Source organism: Bariatricus sp. HCP28S3_D3 (assembly GCF_052065755.1).
In the GTDB taxonomy this organism is placed as follows: Bacteria; Bacillota; Clostridia; order Lachnospirales; family Lachnospiraceae; genus Allocoprococcus.
The window spans coordinates 1-19,337 of record NZ_JBQHTK010000013.1; the positions used below are offsets into that span (position 1 = coordinate 1).

The following is a 19,337-nucleotide window of genomic DNA, read 5'->3' on the forward strand; positions in this document are numbered from 1 at the left end:
GCAGAAAATCCTCTATTGGCATAAGAATATGGGAAGGGTATAGTTACAATCGACACCAAATATACCGAAAACTACGGTAGAAACTTATAAATAGCAACAAAAAGCAAAAAAAGGACGTTCGATGCCAGGGCTTTTGACCCCAGCATCGTGGCAAAAGGAACGTCCCTATATCATTGCTTCAATCTCTTCTTTTTCAGGCATGGAACGAATCGCACCTTTCTTGGTGGTAATCAGAGAAGCGGCCGCATTTGCAAAAGTCAGCATCTCTTTCAGATTCTCTTCGCTCAAATCTTCGATGCCATGTTCCAGCACATAGTTCAGAACGCTTCCACAGAAGGTATCTCCGGCTCCTGTAGTGTCAGCTACATGTTCCTGAGCAAATCCCGGAACTTCGACGCGAAGATCTTTATAATATGCGCGGCTTCCATCTTTTCCTAATGTCAGGCATACCAGTGGAATCTGGAAGCGGTCACGGATGATCTGAATTCCTTCGTCATAATCCTCTACTCCTGTAATAAACTGAATTTCATTATCAGAAATCTTCAGAATATCGCAGTGTTCCATTGCAGCCAGGATCTGTTCTTTAGCCAAGTCAAGTGAACTCCACAGCGGCGGGCGAAGATTCGGATCCAGTGAAATAAGAAGTCCGTTCTTTTTCGCAAGTTCTACTGCTTTCTTGGTTGCTTCTCTTACATCGTCATGTGTCATGGAAAGTGTTCCGAAGTGGAAGATTCTTGCTTTGGCAATCGCTTCCTCGTCAATTTCCTCTTTCTTCAACATCATATCTGCTCCCGGTTTCCGGTAAAATGAGAATTCTCTATCGCCATCCGGGAAAGTATGTACAAACGCAAGTGTTGTATTGATTTCTTTGTCAACTAATAAGTTGTCAGAATTAATCCCTGCCTCTTCGATTGTTTCCCGAAGCAGACGGCCAAACTGGTCATCCCCTACTTTGCCGATGAATGCTGTCTTCTTCCCAAGCTTACGCAGTATTGCCAGAACGTTGCAAGGTGCTCCACCCGGATTCGCCTCAAACAGATTATTTCCCTGTTCACTCTTTCCATTCATCGTGAAATCGATCAACAATTCTCCCAGTGCAATTACGTCAAATTCTTTTTCCATGATTTTTCTCCTCCTTAAATTTCTTTTTCCGCGATGCGCTCTATTTTAAATACGTTCAGCGTATCCACATCCGGACAGGCAAACACAGCCGTCCCTTTCTCCTGCCCGGGTATTTCTCCGCCATACCGCAGAATATCAATATATGGAAATGCAACATGCATCGCCATCGGACACAGTTCCCCTCTCTGGGTGTCAAAATCAAAGCTTTCTCCGATCTGGTGTCCTCGATGGCATCCTTTAGGACCTTTTCGGTCTATCAATGTTATTTTTATTTTTGGTCTTCCCATCAGTCCAATACCTCCAGACAGCTTTCAATCGGAATTCCTTTAAATTTGTCCTCATTGTTTTGATTCATGGAAATCAATGCTTTTGTGGCATCCATTGCTTTCTCGGTACTTTCAATCAGCGTTTTTCCTTCTAATAATTTCCCCATAAACACGGAGGAGAAAATATCTCCCGTGCCCGGGAAGCGTACCGGAATGCTGGTAAATGGACGAATACTTCTTTCCTTCGTCTGATAATCATATACGATCACCGCTTCCTTGTGATCAACCACCGCACTTGTAACCACAATCGAATGAGCTCCCTGGGCAAGCAGCTTCTCAATCAGACAATCCGCTTCCTCCAGCGTCATGCCATCTTCTTTATACTGCTCCCCGGCAAGACATGCTGCTTCTGTATAATTCGGCACGATATAATCTGCCACCTTTACCAGTTCCTTCATATGGGATATGGTCTGCTCCGTCACGCCGTTATAAAGCTTTCCTTCGTCCCCCATGATCGGATCCACAAAGATTCTCGTTCCTTTCCTGCTCTGCTGTCTGCAGAATTCTGCCACAAGCTTTGCCTGCCTTTCCGATACGATAAATCCGGTAGATACCGCATCAAAAGAAAATCCCAGTTCATCCCAGATCTTCATGGTATGCTCCATATAATCCGTCGTTTCCAGTATATCAAATTTTCCGTAGTCAAGGGTATTTGACACCAACGCGGTCGGAAGATTATAAATATGATGACGCATGTGGGAAAGTACCGGTATCATTGCAGATAAAGCAACTTTACCGTATCCGGCCATATCATTGATCAGTAAAATCTGTTTACTCATAACTGTCCGCCTCTCCTTTTGCCTAAATTCATATGATGTAGGGATCAAAAGGTATTTCGCCCCCTATGATACACGGATTTCTCCGCGCTTTGTGCTCTCGAAATCCTATCATCATTCATATACCTAGATTATAAAATACATTTCCGCTCAGTGCAAGCGTCAGGTTCCTAAAACAGGCTTCACTCCTTCCTTTCGGAAAGAATAAAGCCTGTTTCTTTATCTTGATAATTCTTCTTTTGACCGTCTTACTAATTTCCACTCTTCCTGTGGTATATACTCTTTGGAAATTCCATCGTCCGTATAGAGCACATACTCCGCATACTCATCCGCAAATCCAATCCATTCCAGACGATTTTCATCCACGTCGGAAACGGATTTTACATTTTCATCAAGAACCGCAAACGGAAGCATATGATTTTTCTTTACAAAAATAACGACCTCATCCAGCGCAACATCCACATAATGATGTCCCTTTCCCAGAACCTGACTGGTTCTGTCTTCCGGTGACTTCATACGCACCATCAGCATTTCTTCCGGCAGGTATACATAACGTCCCTTTGCATTCTGCGTATAGACCGGAGCAATCATGATGCTGTCACCGACCAGAAGCTGGTCTTCCACACGATAAGCCTGCGAATCTTCCGGATAGTCAAATGACAGCGGTCTGAAATACATCTCATCGCTCAGTACAGCCTTCATATATTCACTGTAAAGATACGGAACCAGGCTGTACCGGATACGGATGATATTCCGGAATTCCGGAATTCTGTCAAACTGGTAAACTTCCTGTTCTCTTGTTCCAAGTGCCGCGTGATTTCGCATCAGTGGTGTAAACATACCGAATTCCAGCCAGCGCATCAGCAAATCTTCCGTAGTATCACTTCCAAAACCTCCAATATCAGAACCTGTATACAGGATACCGACCATATTCAGTGACGGCATCTGCTGCATACTTGTCAGAATCTGACTCCACCAGGAATTATTGTCACCTGTCCAGATTCCTCCATAGCGGTGCATTCCGATATAGGACGAACGGGAAAATAACAAAGTCCTCTTTTCCGGAGCAATTTTCTCAAATGCTTCTGCCGCCGCTCTTGTCATATTAAATCCATAAAGATTATGCACCTTCTCATGGCAGATCCATTTGCCATCCATATTATGGTAGAAGCTCTTGTAGTCTTCCGGACTGTTGGACAATCCCATAACCAGATCTTTGATATGGGAAAATGAATTAAGATCCAGATTTTCATCCTTCATGGAAAGCAGCTCTTCAAACGCCTTTTTTAGCCGCTCTTCCGAATAGAAAATAGCCGGTTCATTCATATCATTCCAGAAACCTTCTATTCCCTGTTCCATCAGCCATCTGTATTTTCCGCCGAACCATTCTCTGGCTTTTGAGTTCAGAACATCCGGAAAATGTACTTTTCCAGGCCATACTGCTGCCACAAAATCTTTTCCATTCTCATCCTTGCAGAAATAATTTTCCTTCACACCTTCTTCGTAAATCGGATAGTCTTTCTCAATTTTTACGCCGGCATCGATGATCGGCACAAGATGTACTCCCTCTGATTTCATCTCAGAGGTAAATCCCTCAAAATCAGGAAACTTTTCCGTGTCTACCGTAAAATCTTTAAATCTTTCCATATAGTCGATATCAAGATATACTGCATCCAGCGGAATTCCGTTTTCACGATGTCCTTCTACAACTTTCCGAATGTCACTTTCGCTTTGATAACCCCACCGTGACTGCTGATAGCCAAAAGCCCACTTCGGAGCAACATAACTTTGCCCGATCAGTTTACGGAACTGTTTCACAATATCCTTCAGGTTTTCACCTTCAATGACATAGATTACACAATTTTCTTCTGCCGTGATCACAAGCTCATCCAGATGTGTTTCCCCTACATCAAATACAACTTTTCCCGGATCATCCACAAAAATACCGAAAGATTTTTCTTTCTTTTCTGCACGATTCTCTCTGCATAAGATCATAAAATTATGCACACCATATAAAGAATGCTTATTTTCCGTATGTACCGGATCATCCGTGGCATCGCTGACATAAGAAAATCCTCTTTTGTTGATGCCGCGCACCTGTTCGCCAAGTCCATACACAATATCATCTTCATCCATTCTGCAGCTGAGTCGGATCATCTCCTCTTTCACTTCCAGATCCATCACCGCAATCTCCTGATCACATTCCGGAAGCTCCATCACAACCGCTCCCGTCTCAATCGGCTCTCCGAATATATATTTCCTGATCATGTTCTTTCCCTCCTGAAATGACAGCTCATCATTTAATCTACATTCATTATACACGGCACATAGGACGATTTCTTGTATTATTCGTTCTAAAAATAACACAATATTATCCTTTTTCTACAATTTCAGACTTCTTGCCGCCTTATACCCATATTTTTCTTCCGCCTCCAGAACCGCACGGTTTACCGCTTTCCCAACCACATGCGCCGCCAGCGTTCCTACAACGTCCGGATTTGATTTTACTTTTCCGACCGAAAGCGCATAGATGGAATCCCCATCCATAGAAGTATTCACCGGGCGAATGGTCCGGGCAAGTCCGTTGCTTGCCATGGCCGCCACTTTATTCATCTCTGCTTTATCAAGCCCTGCATTCGTAATAACAGCGCCAATAGAAGTGTTAAACGCGAACTTACTTGCAATCTGAAGCAGTTTTACCATTTCCTCCTCGCTGGAAATCATTCCGTCTTTTTTGCTGTTGAGAAGCCCTGCAAGCTGTTTCTGGGAATCCATTTCAAACACATCTCCGATTGCGTTCACGACAACGATCGCTCCCACCTGAAGGCTTCCAACCTGCAGGCAATAGCATCCAAGTCCGGACTTCATGGCAAATTTATCCCCATGATTCTTACCGACAGTGGCGCCCATTCCGGCACCTACATTTCCATTACGCTCCATATTTTTCTCACTGTCCAAACAGGCCGCGTAACCCATCGCAGCATCAGGACGCACTTTCCCGCTCGCACATCCACGCCGCAAGGTGCTTTTTTATCACAAATAATAACACTGCATCCCGTGCCATGTTCTTCATTCTGCGCATGGCCGATGCGTATATTTTTTATACTGTTAAGACTTATTTCCTTCCACTGGCTCATATTAAATCCTCCTTAATCTGCCATTTTCTCGGAATGTAAACGCTTCACTTATCTACTTCAAATCCATCTCTCTATTAATGTGATATTCCTTATATAATGCATTTCTGAATTTCAAACCACTCGTTGCCCTGCCAAGATCATCAATCCTGGAATCTTTGAGCAATTTCTCCGTTAATGTAGCAAAATAATTCTCTCCGGTTTTAATTCCATCTTCCACACCATCTTCATACAATTCTTCCAATGCTTTACACATATTCACAGTCTCCTCTCCCTTAGACTCAGGTATCACCTTCTTCAGCAGTCTTTTCGAATGCAGAAGCTCCGCAAATGCCTGATATGTTTCTCTATCCACACTGCAAAAATAATTCTCATGCTTTTTAACAAAATTCATCATCTGTTCTTTCTGACTTCTATATTTTAACATGCTGAAAATCTCTTGTAAATACAAGGGATCCCATTGGCATTACAGCCATCTTATTCTGTTTTTGATGATTCATATTTCCTCCTGAACTCTGTTATTATTTGCATACAAAACGAGACAAGCGCTCATTTTCTGATATATTGCATCAAAAAAGCGCAGGCGTAAATCCATTTTATATCCGGACTTACGCTTGCGCTACTTCGATAACACAAGTATAAAAGAAAAAAATTATTTTGTCAAAAGTATTTTTTTAGGCTGTATATACAACTTCTCCGTCGATCATGGTCACCTGTACTTTTGCATCGGTATCCAGTCCCAGTCTTCCTTTGACCACGATGATATCCGCATCTTTTCCTGCTTCCAGGCTGCCTAAACGATCTTCCAGACCGAGCTGTCTGACCGGATTGATCGTTACCATGCGAAGGACACGCTCCGGTTCCACACCTTCTCTGACCGCTTCGCCCATGTGATGATACAAAGACTCTTCACTCAGGATCGGAGAATCCGTAATAAGTGCAACATTCACTCCGCGATCATCCAGCATTTTCACCGCTTCCACATCAATTTTACGGCGTTCTCCAGCCGCACGGTAGGTCGCGATTGGGCCATAGCAGATATCACATCCACTCTCTACGATCTCATCCAAATAATCGGTGGCTCCCCATGCATGCTCCAGTGAAAACCGTACGCCATATGCGGTTGCAACCTCGATCGCCGTCAGCATATCGTACTGTGTACAGTGGATTTTACAAGGAATTTCTCCCCGAAGTGCCGGGATGATTGCTTACATATTTGCCACAAATTCAGCCTCCTTCCTTTGCTATTTTTTCAACAATCTTGATAACATTATAACTTTAATATTGTAAATTGTCAATTGTTAACAATTTAAAGGGTAGCTTATCATTGCTTTTTTCACAAACTGCACACAAAAACAGTGTGGATTTTGTGCATTTTATCTTATATACGCAAAATCCACACTGTTATGTTTTTGTTTTATAGCGATAAAAACTGCAAAAGCATCTCTATCTTGAGTCTGGAAATCCGATCTTCCAATTCCACATCCAACAGTTCCTTGATCTTGGCAATTCTCTTGCGGATCGTATTGATGTGTACATACATTTTCTCTGCTGTAATGCTAAAGTTCATGTTATTTTCCAGATAAATCTTCAAAGTCTTCAAAAGTTCTCTGTTCTTCTCATCTTCCATAAGGATCCGGTACTGGCTCAGCATTTCCTCCAGTTCCTCTTCTTCAATATCGATCCATGCATATGGCCCCAGCATCTCATAATCCCAGATCTGTTTTTCTGCGAACAGCTTCCTGCCCATCGTCATCACTTTCTGGCATTTCTGCACACTCTTCTTCAGCGACAGCAGATCCACAGAATCACGGCATATCGCAAATTCCAGCTCCATATTGCTGCATTTTTCTCTGACCTTAAGCCGGAACTCTTCCAAGACATTCTCCAAATATTTCAGACTACACATATCTTTTTCCTGTGTATCCCAGAGAATCATTCCATTGTTCTCATCCAAAAACGCAAATCTCCCAAATTTAGATACCGAGCTGTCCTGAAAAGCTCTCACAAAATTCTTACGTTCGTCTCTGGCATTAACAGCTGCATCTTTCGTCTGGGCAAACATCATACAGATATATTTCTTCGACATGGGAATGCCATGCTGGCTTGCCTGATAGATCAACCGGTCCTTGTCTTTCTCATCATAATTCAGAGCATACAAAATAAAGTTCTCAAATCCGATATTTCCGACACTTTGTGCAACCATGATCTGTTCGTACACCGATTGAAGTTCCAGGAACGCAATCCGAATCGAATACTCATCGCAATAATCTATAAATTCCTTTGACTCCATGACAACAAAGTAAGCCTGCACCACTTCATTCATGACAATGGGAATCAGAATCCAGCTGATCCTTGGACCATCCGGGCTTTGCGGATCGATCAAACGGTATCTCATCATATTAATATGTTCACAGAGAATATGTCTTGTGTGTTCCATGGAAGGATTCCAGTAATCCTCATCCTTCAAATGGGAATCATCCGATATTCTTCTGAAGTTTGCAGAACTGTAATACGCCTTTTCTTCGCTGATATCATAGAGAAAAGCCGGGAAATGCATCTCCAACTCTACAGCCTGAAGAATTTTTTTGATTTTCCTTTCTTTAAAATCCAGATTAGACAGCTGAAACACACTGTCATTCTGAATTCGGAATCTTCGAAATGCCTGGTTCATCACAGTCACATTAATCTGATTAATGACATCCATGAACGCAATTTCAAATGGCATGCTGATGAGCGGTACATCGTGTTTCTCAAACAATTCGATCACATGCTCCGGAATCTCATCCATGTATCGCGCCCTCTTAATCATAAGTCCGGCTGTACGCTGCATGATCCCGTTCTTAAATCCGTCATCCAAACAGTGAGGCTCCTTCGAAAGCGCATATCCCGACGTCATCGAAAGTTCTTTTCCCTTAGCCCATCGAAAGGCATCCGGAGAATCCATAACTGCGATTCCCTGCACTTCTTTAGACAATCCATTCTTTCCGGCCACCACATGAAAATCTTTAAAAAAATCCAAGGCCAACAGTTGATACAATGCTATTCCCATATTTCTTTCCACCTTTTGTAAAACAAGCCAATCCAATTGTATCCAAATTTAAAACAAGTGTAACATTCGCCTTGACTTGATGTCAAGAATACGATTGTTACACTTATTTATGATTCATGATTTCTCCGGACTAGCCTTCATACATCGGAGTATATTCATCCTTCTTTTCTTCAAACTCTTTCAAGATATCTTCCCGAACTTCCGGCTTATTATAGAGATCATATGCAATTCCGGCAATAACCTGCGCAGCACACAGCGCTCCTTTCTCTCCAAGGGAACTACCGGCTGCAGCTGCCGACTGCCAGGTATGCGGAGCCACACCCGCCGGCCAACAGGATGTCGATATCGCACACATCGGCATCATATGACTGACATCTCCGCTGTCGGAAGATGCAGTAAGCGGATTGATCTCATACAGATTGCGCGAATTCAATTTCCACACCATCGGCTTTCCTTCTGTCTCATACAACTTCTGCGCTTTCTCTTTGTCTGCGTCGGAAACGGATTCAAGGAGTCGATTGGCGAATGCCATTTCTTCTTCGTCAAATACAGGCAGTTCTGCCTCTTTCAGATTTTCATAAGCCAGATCTCCAAACGCATGATTTTCCTGCATTTCACAGCATCCATAATCCACTTTCATTTCCACCTGGGTTTCTGTCATAAGTGCTGCGCCTTCCGCCACTTTTCCAACTCTTGCAAGAATCTCTTTTACGTCGGAAATGTACGGTGCTCTCACGAAGTACCATGAACCCGCTCTCGGCGGAACGATATTCGGAGCAAATCCACCGCTGTCTGTGGTGTAATGAATTCGTGCTTTGGATGTCACATGCTCTCTTAAATAGTTCACACCTACATTCATAAGTTCCACTGCATCCAGCGCACTTCTTCCAAGCTCCGGTGCAAATGCCGCATGAGAACTTCTGCCTTTAAATTCAAAATGTGCAGATGCACTTGCCAGATATCCATTGTCATAGACCATGTTCGCACTCATCGGATGCCAGCTGATCGCAAAATCACATCCGTCAAACATATGATAATATGCCATTTTCACTTTTCCACAGAGAAGTTCTTCTTCCGGACATCCGTAAAAACGTACCGTTCCACTTATTCCTTCCGCTTCCAGATAACGTTTTACTGCGATCGCACCGACTGCTGCCGCGGAACCGAGCAGGTTATGCCCACATCCGTGTCCCGGTGCACCCGCTTTAACCGGTTTCTTTTTGTCCGTCACTTTCTGTGAAAGTCCGGGAAGCGCATCATATTCCCCTAAAATTGCAATCACCGGTTTTCCGGAGCCGTACTCTGCACAAAATGCATGCTCCAGATGCTCTTCATTTATAATATGAAATCCTTCTGCATCCAAAAGCCTGCGGAAATAATCTGCCGAAGCTTTCTCATTGCCACCCACTTCCGGATTTTCCCAGATTGTTCTGCAGGAGGTCTGAAGAAGAGACTCCATTTTCTTCACCTCAAGATGAAGATCTTTCTTTTCCATTTTCATTTCACCCTCTCCAATACAATTCTAAAATCTTACGCTTTCTTCTTTGTATTATTTGACATGGTAGCAAATCCAACTGCAATACTGATAAATACACAGCCCAGAGTTCCAAGCCAGTTAGAAGCGCCCGGAAGCCAGTTGAAAAGACCGATACCAATTGCAAAGTAAAGTGCAAATGCGATGACAAGCATAATCAGGCTATGTTTCACCATCTTTATACCAAACTGAACCATAAGTGCACCAAAAAGTGCCGGAAGCAGATAATTAAGTGCCGTCTTAACAGTAGCAGGAAGCATAGACAATACGCTTGTTCCAAGAATGGCTCCGATTGTAAGAACAGATACATTAATAATAATAGAAACAGCCATACCTAAAGTTGCAATAATAGATCCCTGCTCGGTACCCGGTTCAACATCCGCTGCCACCTGTGCCATACTTGCACACGGTACACGCATGTTTGAAATATTACCGGAAAGGAATGCCATGTAGGTTCCTGCGGTTCCAAGTACCGGATAATAAGAAATCGGCTCTACAAACCACAGAACTCCAAATGCGCTGACACCGCTGATAAATGCGGTCAGGAGCGCTGCCGGTTTTGGAAGGATTCCGTAAACAACTGCAAGTGCGATTGCCGGTGAAAAAGCTAATATAACTCCCAGCACGCCGGTAAGCTTACCTATTTTATTTACCTTAGGCATATATTCGTCTTTATAGAAATTATTGCTCATCTTATCTTCCTCCTTAAACCAGTGCAGTGATGATCATTGCACCCAGAATCGTAATTGTCAGGGCCCATTCTTTCAGCCATCCGATATTTTTCTTATTGGCAACTGTATTCAGTACAAACATGATGACTGCTCCCAGAATACATGCCAGCATATTATGCCATGCAGAGGACATTGCTGCTTCTTCTGCTTTTAATACCATTGAATAGAATGGTTTTGAAATATGGCTTGCAACCATGGCTGCAAATACACCGATGATCGCACAGTTTGCGATGGTTGAAAGTGTACCGGAGTTACCTTTGGAAAGCTTATGCTCAATCTTATCCATCTTGTTTGCTGAGAAAGTTGAGAAAATTACCCAGCCGACAGAGCAGAGAACCATGGTCCATACTGCCATGGCAAGAGCTTCCTCCGTCATCGGGTCGGTACCAAGTGTTACTCCAACTGCAGAAGTACCAAGGCCCGCTGCAATAGACTCAAACATAACCGAACCGATCATAGCAAGGCGCATCCAGCCTACCGGTCCGCCTACTGTAACTAATAATGAAAGCATTCCGCTGAGTACCACGATGGATGGACCAATTGATGTGATGGCACTGCTCTTCATTGCCTTCTTCATCTTGTCCTCACCAAGTCCCATCTTCTTTCCTGCACCGTACGCCCCTCTCGCAAAAAGAACAGCCTGAATCACTACGAGTACTACCGGAATACCACAGGCTATCCACATTGGGATTCCATTTGCAATCTGCATTACATCCATTTTTGTCTCCTCCTTCTAATAACTTTTATCTATAAGTTCTATTGATAATCATAATGTTTTTATTTCCCGATAAAAATAAAGAAAATTTCACTTTTCTTTAACTTTCCTCTAACAGTGAACATTTTTTCACTTTTTCATTCAAGTACTGTGAAAAAGTGTACATCAAAAAATATTTATACCATTTTAGAAAATATATTTCTTACACTTTGATAAATAAAAAGGTATTCTATTATAAAGAACACGATAGCTGTTCAGACCCAGGCAGTATCTTCGAGGCTGGCTCTGAGCAGAAAAAGGAGGTCTATATGAAAAATCAGATTATGCTGGAAGCTGAAAAGATCAAAGACGAGATGATTGCATGGAGACGCGAACTTCATCAAATTCCGGAACTTGGTCTTACTCTTCCGAAAACGGTAAATTTTGTCACAAAGAAACTGGATGAAATGGGAATTGAATATACGGTCTATGAAGAAAGTTCCAATATTGTTGCCACGATTGGGCACGGAGACACATGCTATATGATCCGCGGCGATATGGATGCCCTTCCCATAGAAGAAAAATCCTGCGAATCATTCGCTTCTACAAACGGATGCATGCACGCCTGCGGACATGATATGCACACGGCAATGATGCTTGGTGCCGCAAAACTGATCAAGGCACATGAATCTGAATTAAACGGTGTTGCAAAGCTTCTGTTCCAGTCAGCAGAAGAAATCTTTGCCGGAGCAAAGGCAGCCATTGCAGGCGGTGTCATGGAGAACCCACATGTTGATTCCGCGCTGGCTCTTCATGTATTTTCTCAGAAACCTCTGGGAACACTTGGCGGCCACAAGGTTCCTGCCGCCGGTGTTTACGGTTTCCGGATCAAACTGACCGGGCAGGGCGTACACGGCTCCTCACCGGAGCACGGTGTCGATCCGATCAATACGGCAATCCATATCCATCTGGGACTGCAGGAACTGATGTCCAGAGAAGTTTCCGGATTTGATGAGGTCGCTCTTACCATTGGCAAATTCCACGCAGGAAGTGCTGCCAATATTATCCCGGAAACAGCAGAACTGGAAGGCACACTCCGCGTATTCGATCCGGTACTTCGTGAGAGAATGATCCAGAGGATTCATACCATCACGCAGAATATCGCCGAGGCATATCGCACCAAGGCTGAGATTGAAGTCCTCAGTGATGTACCGCCTCTTGTATGTGACGAACAGGAAAATGCATGGAGCCGGGACGTGATCCATGAAGTCGATGATTCTCTTATCGTAGATGAATTCCACGCAATGGGATCGGAAGATTTCGCTTGTATCTCCGAACTGGTACCGGCAACCTTCTATATGGTGGGAGCCGGTGTGGAAAATCCGGACGAAAGACTGCCTCAGCATAATCCGAAGATCCGCTTTAATGAAGATGTTCTTCCGATCGGAGCCGCTGTCTATACAACAGCCGTATTAAAAAAACTAAGCCGATAGGTCATATTTGAATACACAACCAGAGTCCTGCAAAATGCCTCCCTTCTCAACGATCAGGCATTTCACAGGACTCCTCCTCTTTTATTTATTCTGTTTTTTTCTGGATACTTCTGCCGCACCTATAATTCCGGCACCACTTACAAACAACAGAATCATCCACGGCATAACTGCATTCGTGTCTCCTGTCTTTACAGAGCCATTGCCCTTTCCGTTTGTCTTATCAGACGGTTTTGCATCACCCTGGTTACCAGTATTATTATTACCAGCATTATCTTTATTGTCGGAATTGTTTTTTTCCTCAACAATTTTAGCCAGCATTTCTGATACATCTGATTTTACAGAGCGTAATGTATCCATTTCTTCTTCTGACAGACTTCCTGACGCAATTAATGCATCAATTTCAGTTGCCAGACGTACGATAGCTTCCTTATCTGCAGAGGTTACAGTCTTTCCTTTATATTCTTTAACTGTTTCTTCAATCTGCTGAATCTTGTTTTCTATGGTCATTGAATGAATCGTAGTATCCAGTTCCATCTTAAGACCTATTGTATCACGGCGTTCACGAAGTACATCAATTGTACTAAGGTTATCTACCGGAGCATCATCCATTGATACGATCGGAGTCAAATTCTCAAATACAGATCCTTCCAATGTTGCGCAGTATTCATTAAAAACTATTTGCACATCTTAAGTCAGATGTTGCTCACAATCGCAGTAATCAATGCTTTAAACTGCGCAGCCACGCGGTCCGCCGTCTCCTGAACCTCTTTGTGATCAAGCTGTTTCGTTGACATACCTGCTGCTAAATTCGTGATACAAGAGATACCGCACACTTCCATTCCCATATGGCGGGCAGCCATTGCCTCGCATGCCGTACTCATTCCCACGGCATCTGCTCCCCAGCTCCTGCACATCCGAATCTCTGCCGGTGTCTCATAGGCCGGCCCGGTGAGCTGTGCATAAACGCCTTCCCGAAGCGAAATTCCAAGTTTCTCCGCCTCTTCCCTGATGATTTCACGGATTCGCAGGCTGTATACCTCACTCATATCCGGGAATCGCGCTCCAAGTTCATCAATATTCGGTCCGATCAGCGGACTCGGAACCGCTGTCGTAATATGATCGGTGATCATCATGAAATCTCCCGGCTTATAGTCAAAGTTCACTCCACCTGCCGCATTGGTAAGAATCAACTTCTTCGCTCCCATCATCCCCATCAATCGGGTCGGAAGCACCACATCAGACATCGGATATCCTTCATAATAATGGACGCGTCCCTGCATGACAACGACCGGAACCTCACCCACATATCCGAACACAAATCTTCCTTTATGCCCCGCCACCGTTGATACCGGAAACCCTTCAATCTCTGTATAATCTACGGTTTGTTCTATCTGAATTCCATCTGCGTAATCGCCAAGCCCCGAGCCGAGGATCAGCGCCACCTCCGGCTGAAAATCCGTTTTTGTTCTTACACTTTTTAAGCACATTTCCAGTTTTTTGTAAATGTCATTCATCGCAAGCCTCCTTCTCCTAAATCAATTTTCTCTGAAACGATTTTCTTTAATCCTTCATACTGTTCTTTGCTGATCAGGATCTGATTACCCTCCTTCGTGATCAGCCCTTCTTCCTGAAATTTCTTCACACCCCTACTCACACTCTTTACGCAAAGTCCCGTCTCATCCGCCAGATTCTGCCGATTTCCCTTGACATGAAGAATTCCATTCTTACTGTATCTCTCATAGCGCTCAACAAAAAGCAGCGCCAGCCTGTCAGATCCCTGCATGAAAAGGTACAGACGGCTGTTCCGCCCCTCTTTGAGAAGATATTCTCCGACCAGTTTTGCCTCATGCTTCAGTGACTGAATATCCGAATACATCCATTTTTCAAATTTATTTCTCGGGAGCTTTACCACCACACAGTCAGTCACAGTACGCAGCGTGGTCATGTATTTGTCCAGATCCATCAGAAATTCCATTCCTCCGAACGCGTAGACCCGGTTAAACTGCATAAAATCGTATGGCGTCCCGTATACCCGATAATCAATTGCTTCGATAATGCCGCTTCCTATAAAAAATATCGTATCTGCCGGTTCCCCTTCTCTTACAAAAATGGTTCCTTTTTTCAGTTCTTCTATCTGAAAGTTCTCCATAAGCCACAACGGAGCACTTTTAAAATATTCTTTAAATTGTTCCTGCCGCTCTTTTTCTACATCCTTCAGGAACGGAAGTGCATCATACAAATAATTATGTTTCACGCATCTTCCTCCTTTCTTTTGACACGGCCATTTTTAGACCAGTTTTTTCAAAATGGAATGTCCGATTGTTCCTTCCGGCATGTTTACGCCGAAATTTTCTGCCACCGAAGCCCCAATAACCGCAAAGGTATCCTCGTTCTCCAGCGCACCGCCGCCTTCCATCTTTCTGGAATAGGCGATAAGCGGCACATATTCCCTGGTGTGATCCGTACCGGTGTAAGTCGGATCATTTCCGTGATCTGCCGTCAGCATCAGCAGGTCATCCTCTCTTAGTTCATCCAGAAGGATACCCAGATTCTTGTCGAATTTCTCGATCTCTTTTGCATATCCTTCTACATCTCTTCGGTGTCCCCAAAGTGCGTCAAAATCAACCAGGTTGACAAAACACAAGCCTCGGAAATCCTTTTTACACAGTTCGATCGTCTGCTCCATGCCATGCACGGAGCTGTTGGAATGATGGGTTTCCGTGATGCCCTCACCGCAGAAAATGTCGTGGATCTTACCCACTCCGATGACATCCAGGCCCGCATCCTTCAGAGCATTCAACGCAGTCGCACCAGTGGGCTTCAGCGCATAATCATGCCGGTTGCTGGTCCGTTTAAACTCACCTTTCTTTTTACCTACATACGGTCTTGCAATGACACGGCCCACACGCCATTCATCCTTCATCGTAATTTCTCTTGCGATCTCACAGCAACGGTATAGATTTTCCAGATCAAAGGTTTCCTCGTTTCCGCAGATCTGCAGCACAGAGTCCGCAGAAGTATAGACGATCATCGCTCCGGTGTTGATTTCTTCCTCACCAAGCTCTTCAATAATCTTTGTTCCGCTGGCGCTCTTATTGCCGATCACCCTCTTACCGCAGCGTTTTTCGAGTTCTTCGATCAGTTCCGGCGGAAATCCTGTATCCGTAAATGTCTTGAACGGTTTTTCTGTTTTAATCCCCATCATCTCCCAATGACCGGTCATGGTATCCTTTCCGTTACTTGCCTCCCCGAGACGCAGGTACCGCCCGGACGGGTCCGGAACAGGTTCCATCGCTCCGGCAGTATGGAGATTCAGCATGCCAAGCTTTCTCAGATTCGGAATGTCCAGTGTTTTCATTTTCTCCAGGATATGTCCGAATGTATCGACTCCCTCATCCCCAAACCTGGGAGAGTCCGGCATGGCACCAATTCCAAGCGAATCCAGAACGATCACAAAAATTCTCTTATATTCATTCATTTCACGCTCACCTCAATCTATGTTTCCTTACCTTCTGTCCAATTTTTCAAGCAGTCGTTTCTTCATTTCTTCATCCACAAACGCTGTCTTTGCCGCATTTTTCATCATATGTAAGATCTCTTCATCTGTAATTCCATAGGTTCTTTGAATAAAATCCAGTTCCTTCGTCAGAGACGTTCTGCTCACGGTCCGGTTATCCGTATTGATTGTGACCATTAATCCTGCATCCAGAAATTCTCTCAGCGGATACGCCTCGGTACCCGGAACCGCTTTTGTCTGCAAATTACTGATCGGGCACATTTCAATTCCCACACCGGCCTTACGTACCAGCTTCTGGATGTCCGGTTTTCCGCGCATGGCGATTCCGTGGCCGATTCTTCCGGCTCCCGCAAGCACAGAGTCTTCTATATTCTGCGCGTTTCCGCATTCACCGGCATGCAGCGTGAACGGCATTCCCAGCTCTTTAACCCGTTTAAACAGACTCATAAAGTCACTCATCGGGTAAACAGCTTCCGCGCCGGCCAGATCTGCAGCACAGACACCCTTGCCCAGAAATTCCCGGGCCGTCCGAATCATCTGATAATTTTCCTCTTCACTGTGATGCCTCATGGCACAGGTAATCACATTATACTCTACTCCAAAATCTTTTTTGCCTTTTTCCAGACCTTTCAGCAATGCAGAAATCACCTGACCGGTTCCCATTTCTTCTGTTACAGATAAAAGCGGGGCAAAACGTATCTCTGCATAGCAGACATTCTCCCGGCTCATCGTGCGAAGCACATCGTATCCCGCTCCTTCGAGGCCATCTTCATCTTTCAGGCAGGAACAGGGCAGGGCGAACTTCTCCAGGTATTCTGCCAGGCTGCGGCAGTCTTCCTCCACACTGAGTTCCCGTACGGAAACCGCTCTGCCAAGCCGCGTTCCGATAAATTCCCGACTCAGCGATCCGTCCAGATGGCAATGAAGCTCTATTTTAGGCAGTTTCTTTAATTCATCGATTGTCATCTTTTACACTCCTAATCTTTCTCGATCCAATTGCTCTGCGGTACGTTTTATCCATCCTGTCTTACGCCAGATTCGTCGGGCCAAATCCCTGCGGGAGCAGTTCTTTCAGTGTAAATATTTCATACTGCTCTTTACCGGTCGCCAGAATGATCTGAAAGGTTTCCGGGTCACAGAATTCCATCATGACCTGACGGCAGACGCCGCAGGGAGCCGCGTATTCTGTCAGGACTCCATCTTTTCCTCCCACAATACAGATTGCCCGAAACTCCCGCTCGCCTTCACTTACCGCCTTAAAAAATGCTGTCCGCTCTGCACAGTTTGTCGGAGTGAAAGCTGCATTTTCGATATTGCATCCTGTATAAAACTTTCCATCCTTCGTAAGCAGCGCCGCTCCGACTTTGAAGCCGGAATACGGTGTATAAGAATATTGAAGCTGACCGATTGCCAGTTCAATCATCTCTTCTGCCAGTTTTTTGTCCATCTGCGAACACCTCCATCTCTTAATATCCGGATGCCTCCTCGCTCTTCACGATCTTAACGATCCGGCTTGTTCCAAGCCGGTCTGCTCCCAGCGCCAGAAACTTCTGTGCATCATCCAGAGAGGAAATTCCCCCTGCTGCCTTCATCTTCACATTCGGACCGATATGTTCTGAGAAAAGCTGAATATCTTCAAAGGTTGCTCCTGCCTTCGAAAATCCGGTGGATGTCTTAATATAGTCTGCCCCGACTTTTGTCACGATCTCGCACATTTTTATTTTTTCTTCATCCGTCAGAAGGCAGGTCTCGATAATGACCTTCAGAATCTTCTCACCGCAGGCTGCTTTCAGCGTACGGATTTCTTCTTCGATAAGATCGTACTTCTGATCCTTCAGCCACCCGATGTTGATCACCATATCAATCTCCGATGCGCCGTTCGCAATCGCGTCCTTTGTCTCGAATTCCTTCGTCTTCGTCGTCATATATCCATTCGGGAATCCGATGACGGTGCAGACCGCCTTCTTCCCTTTAACATATTCACTCGCCTGCTTAACATAGCTTGGTGGGATACATACCGATGCTGTTCCATATTTTACAGCATCGTCGCAGATCTGCCTGATCTCCTCCCATGTAGCCTGCTGAAGCAGCAGAGTATGATCTACATGTTTTAAAATTTCCTTTACATCCATATCCTGTTTCTCCTGTTATTCTGTTATTCTGTTATTCTTCCATCTTCCCGGATCAGGCTGCGGATTGCCTCCACTGCCACCCGAATCGCCATATCGGTATCGTGCACGACCGGATTCTCCAATCCAAGCTTTTCCCGTTCCTGATTTGCCACTACAAGGAAGCAGGAGCCTGCCCGAACATGCAGGCTGCTCGCCACGACAAACATCGCAGCCGATTCCATCTCGGATGCCAGACATCCCAGACGTTTCCATGCTTCCCATTTGTTCAGGAGTTCATAGCTGACCGGCTTCACCTCCGGCTCATGCTGTCCGTAAAAAGCATCCTTGCACTGTACCACACCTACATGGAACGGAAAACCTTTTTTCTTTGCCGCCTCCACGAGCGCGTTGGTCACATGCAGATCCGGTACTGCCGGAAATTCGATAGGCGCATATTCTTTGCTGGTGCCTTCCATGCGTATCGCCCCGGTTGCAACCACGATATCCCCGCTTTTCACGTCGGTCTGCATACCGCCGCAGGTTCCGATCCGGATAAAGGTATCTGCTCCGCAGCGGTACAGTTCCTCCATGGCAATGGATGCAGAAGGCCCGCCGATTCCAGTCGAAGTCACACTCACTTTCACGCCGTCCAGTGTACCGGTATAGGTCACAAATTCCCGGTTATCGGCGATCAAAACCGGATCCTCAAAATACTGTGCGATCTTCACGCACCGTTTCGGATCTCCCGGCATGATCACATATCGGCCGACTTCTCCCTGCGCCACCTGTATATGATATTGTCTGCTCGCATCTTCTGAATAATTCTTCATGTAAATCAAGCTCTCCT

21 protein-coding genes are annotated in these 19,337 nt (G+C 44.8%); 1 reads left to right on the forward strand and 20 read right to left on the reverse strand.

The annotated features are described in order from the left end of the window. Window positions 1–165: 165 nt before the first annotated feature. From ACTNB3_RS09550 to ACTNB3_RS09605, 12 genes are all read right to left on the reverse strand, one after another. On the reverse strand, window positions 166–1,122 hold the full coding sequence (locus ACTNB3_RS09550) for a carbohydrate kinase family protein (RefSeq protein WP_427819577.1): 957 nt from the start codon (window positions 1,120–1,122) through the stop codon (window positions 166–168). A 14-nt stretch (window positions 1,123–1,136) separates the two neighbouring features. Next, window positions 1,137–1,409 (reverse strand): TIGR04076 family protein, encoded by a 273-nt coding sequence (locus tag ACTNB3_RS09555; protein ID WP_427819575.1) that lies wholly within the window; start codon window positions 1,407–1,409, stop codon window positions 1,137–1,139. Next, the gene (locus ACTNB3_RS09560) at window positions 1,409–2,227 is read right to left on the reverse strand and encodes a pyridoxamine kinase (protein ID WP_427819574.1); all 819 of its coding nucleotides are present in this window, start codon (window positions 2,225–2,227) and stop codon (window positions 1,409–1,411) included. Before ACTNB3_RS09560 ends, ACTNB3_RS09555 begins: the two co-directional genes overlap by 1 nt. A 216-nt stretch (window positions 2,228–2,443) precedes the next feature. After that, window positions 2,444–4,492: a glycoside hydrolase family 31 protein gene (locus tag ACTNB3_RS09565; protein WP_441025264.1), complete on the reverse strand. Its 2,049-nt coding sequence runs from the start codon at window positions 4,490–4,492 to the stop codon at window positions 2,444–2,446. Window positions 4,493–4,606: 114 nt separating this feature from the next. After that, window positions 4,607–5,164 carry a P1 family peptidase gene (locus ACTNB3_RS09570; protein WP_427819570.1) on the reverse strand — a complete coding sequence of 186 codons (558 nt, stop codon included), beginning with the start codon at window positions 5,162–5,164 and terminating at the stop codon, window positions 4,607–4,609. Beyond that, window positions 5,143–5,361: a hypothetical protein gene (locus ACTNB3_RS09575; protein ID WP_427819568.1), complete on the reverse strand. Its 219-nt coding sequence runs from the start codon at window positions 5,359–5,361 to the stop codon at window positions 5,143–5,145. Before ACTNB3_RS09575 ends, ACTNB3_RS09570 begins: the two co-directional genes overlap by 22 nt. Window positions 5,362–5,413: 52 nt before the next feature. After that, a complete protein-coding gene (locus ACTNB3_RS09580) occupies window positions 5,414–5,785 on the reverse strand; it encodes a hypothetical protein (protein WP_441025266.1) in 372 nt (123 codons plus the stop codon). A gap of 247 nt (window positions 5,786–6,032) precedes the next feature. Next, window positions 6,033–6,563 carry an amidohydrolase family protein gene (locus tag ACTNB3_RS09585; protein WP_441025327.1) on the reverse strand — a complete coding sequence of 177 codons (531 nt, stop codon included), beginning with the start codon at window positions 6,561–6,563 and terminating at the stop codon, window positions 6,033–6,035. Window positions 6,564–6,775: 212 nt separating this feature from the next. After that, window positions 6,776–8,410 (reverse strand): PucR family transcriptional regulator, encoded by a 1,635-nt coding sequence (locus tag ACTNB3_RS09590; RefSeq protein WP_427807459.1) that lies wholly within the window; start codon window positions 8,408–8,410, stop codon window positions 6,776–6,778. 130 nt (window positions 8,411–8,540) lie between these two features. Further along, a complete protein-coding gene (locus ACTNB3_RS09595; RefSeq protein ID WP_441025268.1) occupies window positions 8,541–9,911 on the reverse strand; it encodes an amidohydrolase in 1,371 nt (456 codons plus the stop codon). Window positions 9,912–9,940: 29 nt separating this feature from the next. Further along, window positions 9,941–10,636, reverse strand: a complete 696-nt coding sequence (locus ACTNB3_RS09600) for a hypothetical protein (protein ID WP_427807463.1) — start codon at window positions 10,634–10,636, stop codon at window positions 9,941–9,943. Between the two features lie 13 nt (window positions 10,637–10,649). After that, window positions 10,650–11,393 carry a DUF5058 family protein gene (locus ACTNB3_RS09605; RefSeq protein WP_441025270.1) on the reverse strand — a complete coding sequence of 248 codons (744 nt, stop codon included), beginning with the start codon at window positions 11,391–11,393 and terminating at the stop codon, window positions 10,650–10,652. A 305-nt stretch (window positions 11,394–11,698) separates the two neighbouring features. On the opposite strand from ACTNB3_RS09605, the gene ACTNB3_RS09610 reads away from it, so the two are divergent. Continuing rightward, window positions 11,699–12,862 (forward strand): M20 metallopeptidase family protein, encoded by a 1,164-nt coding sequence (locus tag ACTNB3_RS09610; protein WP_441025272.1) that lies wholly within the window; start codon window positions 11,699–11,701, stop codon window positions 12,860–12,862. A gap of 81 nt (window positions 12,863–12,943) precedes the next feature. On the opposite strand, the gene ACTNB3_RS09615 is transcribed toward ACTNB3_RS09610, so the two are convergent. From ACTNB3_RS09615 to udp, 8 genes are all read right to left on the reverse strand, one after another. Continuing rightward, the gene (locus ACTNB3_RS09615; protein ID WP_441025274.1) at window positions 12,944–13,546 is read right to left on the reverse strand and encodes a hypothetical protein; all 603 of its coding nucleotides are present in this window, start codon (window positions 13,544–13,546) and stop codon (window positions 12,944–12,946) included. An 8-nt stretch (window positions 13,547–13,554) separates the two neighbouring features. Continuing rightward, window positions 13,555–14,376: a purine-nucleoside phosphorylase gene (locus ACTNB3_RS09620; protein WP_427819556.1), complete on the reverse strand. Its 822-nt coding sequence runs from the start codon at window positions 14,374–14,376 to the stop codon at window positions 13,555–13,557. Then, entirely contained in the window at window positions 14,373–15,116 is a 744-nt protein-coding gene (locus ACTNB3_RS09625; RefSeq protein WP_427819554.1) for a Crp/Fnr family transcriptional regulator, read from the reverse strand. Before ACTNB3_RS09625 ends, ACTNB3_RS09620 begins: the two co-directional genes overlap by 4 nt. 33 nt (window positions 15,117–15,149) lie before the next feature. Next, window positions 15,150–16,340 carry a phosphopentomutase gene (locus tag ACTNB3_RS09630; RefSeq protein WP_427807475.1) on the reverse strand — a complete coding sequence of 397 codons (1,191 nt, stop codon included), beginning with the start codon at window positions 16,338–16,340 and terminating at the stop codon, window positions 15,150–15,152. A gap of 27 nt (window positions 16,341–16,367) precedes the next feature. Next, entirely contained in the window at window positions 16,368–17,345 is a 978-nt protein-coding gene (add, locus tag ACTNB3_RS09635) for an adenosine deaminase (protein ID WP_441025276.1), read from the reverse strand. A 61-nt stretch (window positions 17,346–17,406) separates the two neighbouring features. After that, window positions 17,407–17,826, reverse strand: coding sequence for a cytidine deaminase (locus ACTNB3_RS09640; RefSeq protein WP_427807479.1), 420 nt, complete (start codon window positions 17,824–17,826; stop codon window positions 17,407–17,409). 19 nt (window positions 17,827–17,845) lie between these two features. Continuing rightward, window positions 17,846–18,511: a deoxyribose-phosphate aldolase gene (deoC, locus tag ACTNB3_RS09645; RefSeq protein WP_441025278.1), complete on the reverse strand. Its 666-nt coding sequence runs from the start codon at window positions 18,509–18,511 to the stop codon at window positions 17,846–17,848. Window positions 18,512–18,534: 23 nt separating this feature from the next. Continuing rightward, window positions 18,535–19,320 (reverse strand): uridine phosphorylase, encoded by a 786-nt coding sequence (gene udp / locus ACTNB3_RS09650; protein ID WP_427807483.1) that lies wholly within the window; start codon window positions 19,318–19,320, stop codon window positions 18,535–18,537. Window positions 19,321–19,337 lie beyond the last annotated feature (17 nt).

Bases quoted from the DNA above. Each gene is read 5' to 3' on its own strand.
- ACTNB3_RS09595 (WP_441025268.1), bottom strand. From the start codon at position 9,911: ATGAAAATGGAAAAGAAAGATCTTCATCTTGAGGTGAAGAAAATGGAG.
- ACTNB3_RS09580 (WP_441025266.1), bottom strand. From the start codon at position 5,785: ATGTTAAAATATAGAAGTCAGAAAGAACAGATGATGAATTTTGTTAAA.
- ACTNB3_RS09550 (WP_427819577.1), bottom strand. From the start codon at position 1,122: ATGGAAAAAGAATTTGACGTAATTGCACTGGGAGAATTGTTGATCGAT.
- ACTNB3_RS09570 (WP_427819570.1), bottom strand. From the start codon at position 5,164: ATGGAGCGTAATGGAAATGTAGGTGCCGGAATGGGCGCCACTGTCGGT.
- ACTNB3_RS09565 (WP_441025264.1), bottom strand. From the start codon at position 4,492: ATGATCAGGAAATATATATTCGGAGAGCCGATTGAGACGGGAGCGGTT.
- ACTNB3_RS09610 (WP_441025272.1), top strand. From the start codon at position 11,699: ATGAAAAATCAGATTATGCTGGAAGCTGAAAAGATCAAAGACGAGATG.
- ACTNB3_RS09590 (WP_427807459.1), bottom strand. From the start codon at position 8,410: ATGGGAATAGCATTGTATCAACTGTTGGCCTTGGATTTTTTTAAAGAT.
- ACTNB3_RS09605 (WP_441025270.1), bottom strand. From the start codon at position 11,393: ATGGATGTAATGCAGATTGCAAATGGAATCCCAATGTGGATAGCCTGT.
- ACTNB3_RS09575 (WP_427819568.1), bottom strand. From the start codon at position 5,361: ATGAGCCAGTGGAAGGAAATAAGTCTTAACAGTATAAAAAATATACGC.
- ACTNB3_RS09630 (WP_427807475.1), bottom strand. From the start codon at position 16,340: ATGAATGAATATAAGAGAATTTTTGTGATCGTTCTGGATTCGCTTGGA.
- ACTNB3_RS09555 (WP_427819575.1), bottom strand. From the start codon at position 1,409: ATGGGAAGACCAAAAATAAAAATAACATTGATAGACCGAAAAGGTCCT.
- ACTNB3_RS09620 (WP_427819556.1), bottom strand. From the start codon at position 14,376: ATGAATGACATTTACAAAAAACTGGAAATGTGCTTAAAAAGTGTAAGA.
- ACTNB3_RS09640 (WP_427807479.1), bottom strand. From the start codon at position 17,826: ATGGACAAAAAACTGGCAGAAGAGATGATTGAACTGGCAATCGGTCAG.
- ACTNB3_RS09560 (WP_427819574.1), bottom strand. From the start codon at position 2,227: ATGAGTAAACAGATTTTACTGATCAATGATATGGCCGGATACGGTAAA.
- deoC (WP_441025278.1), bottom strand. From the start codon at position 18,511: ATGGATGTAAAGGAAATTTTAAAACATGTAGATCATACTCTGCTGCTT.
- add (WP_441025276.1), bottom strand. From the start codon at position 17,345: ATGACAATCGATGAATTAAAGAAACTGCCTAAAATAGAGCTTCATTGC.
- udp (WP_427807483.1), bottom strand. From the start codon at position 19,320: ATGAAGAATTATTCAGAAGATGCGAGCAGACAATATCATATACAGGTG.
- ACTNB3_RS09600 (WP_427807463.1), bottom strand. From the start codon at position 10,636: ATGAGCAATAATTTCTATAAAGACGAATATATGCCTAAGGTAAATAAA.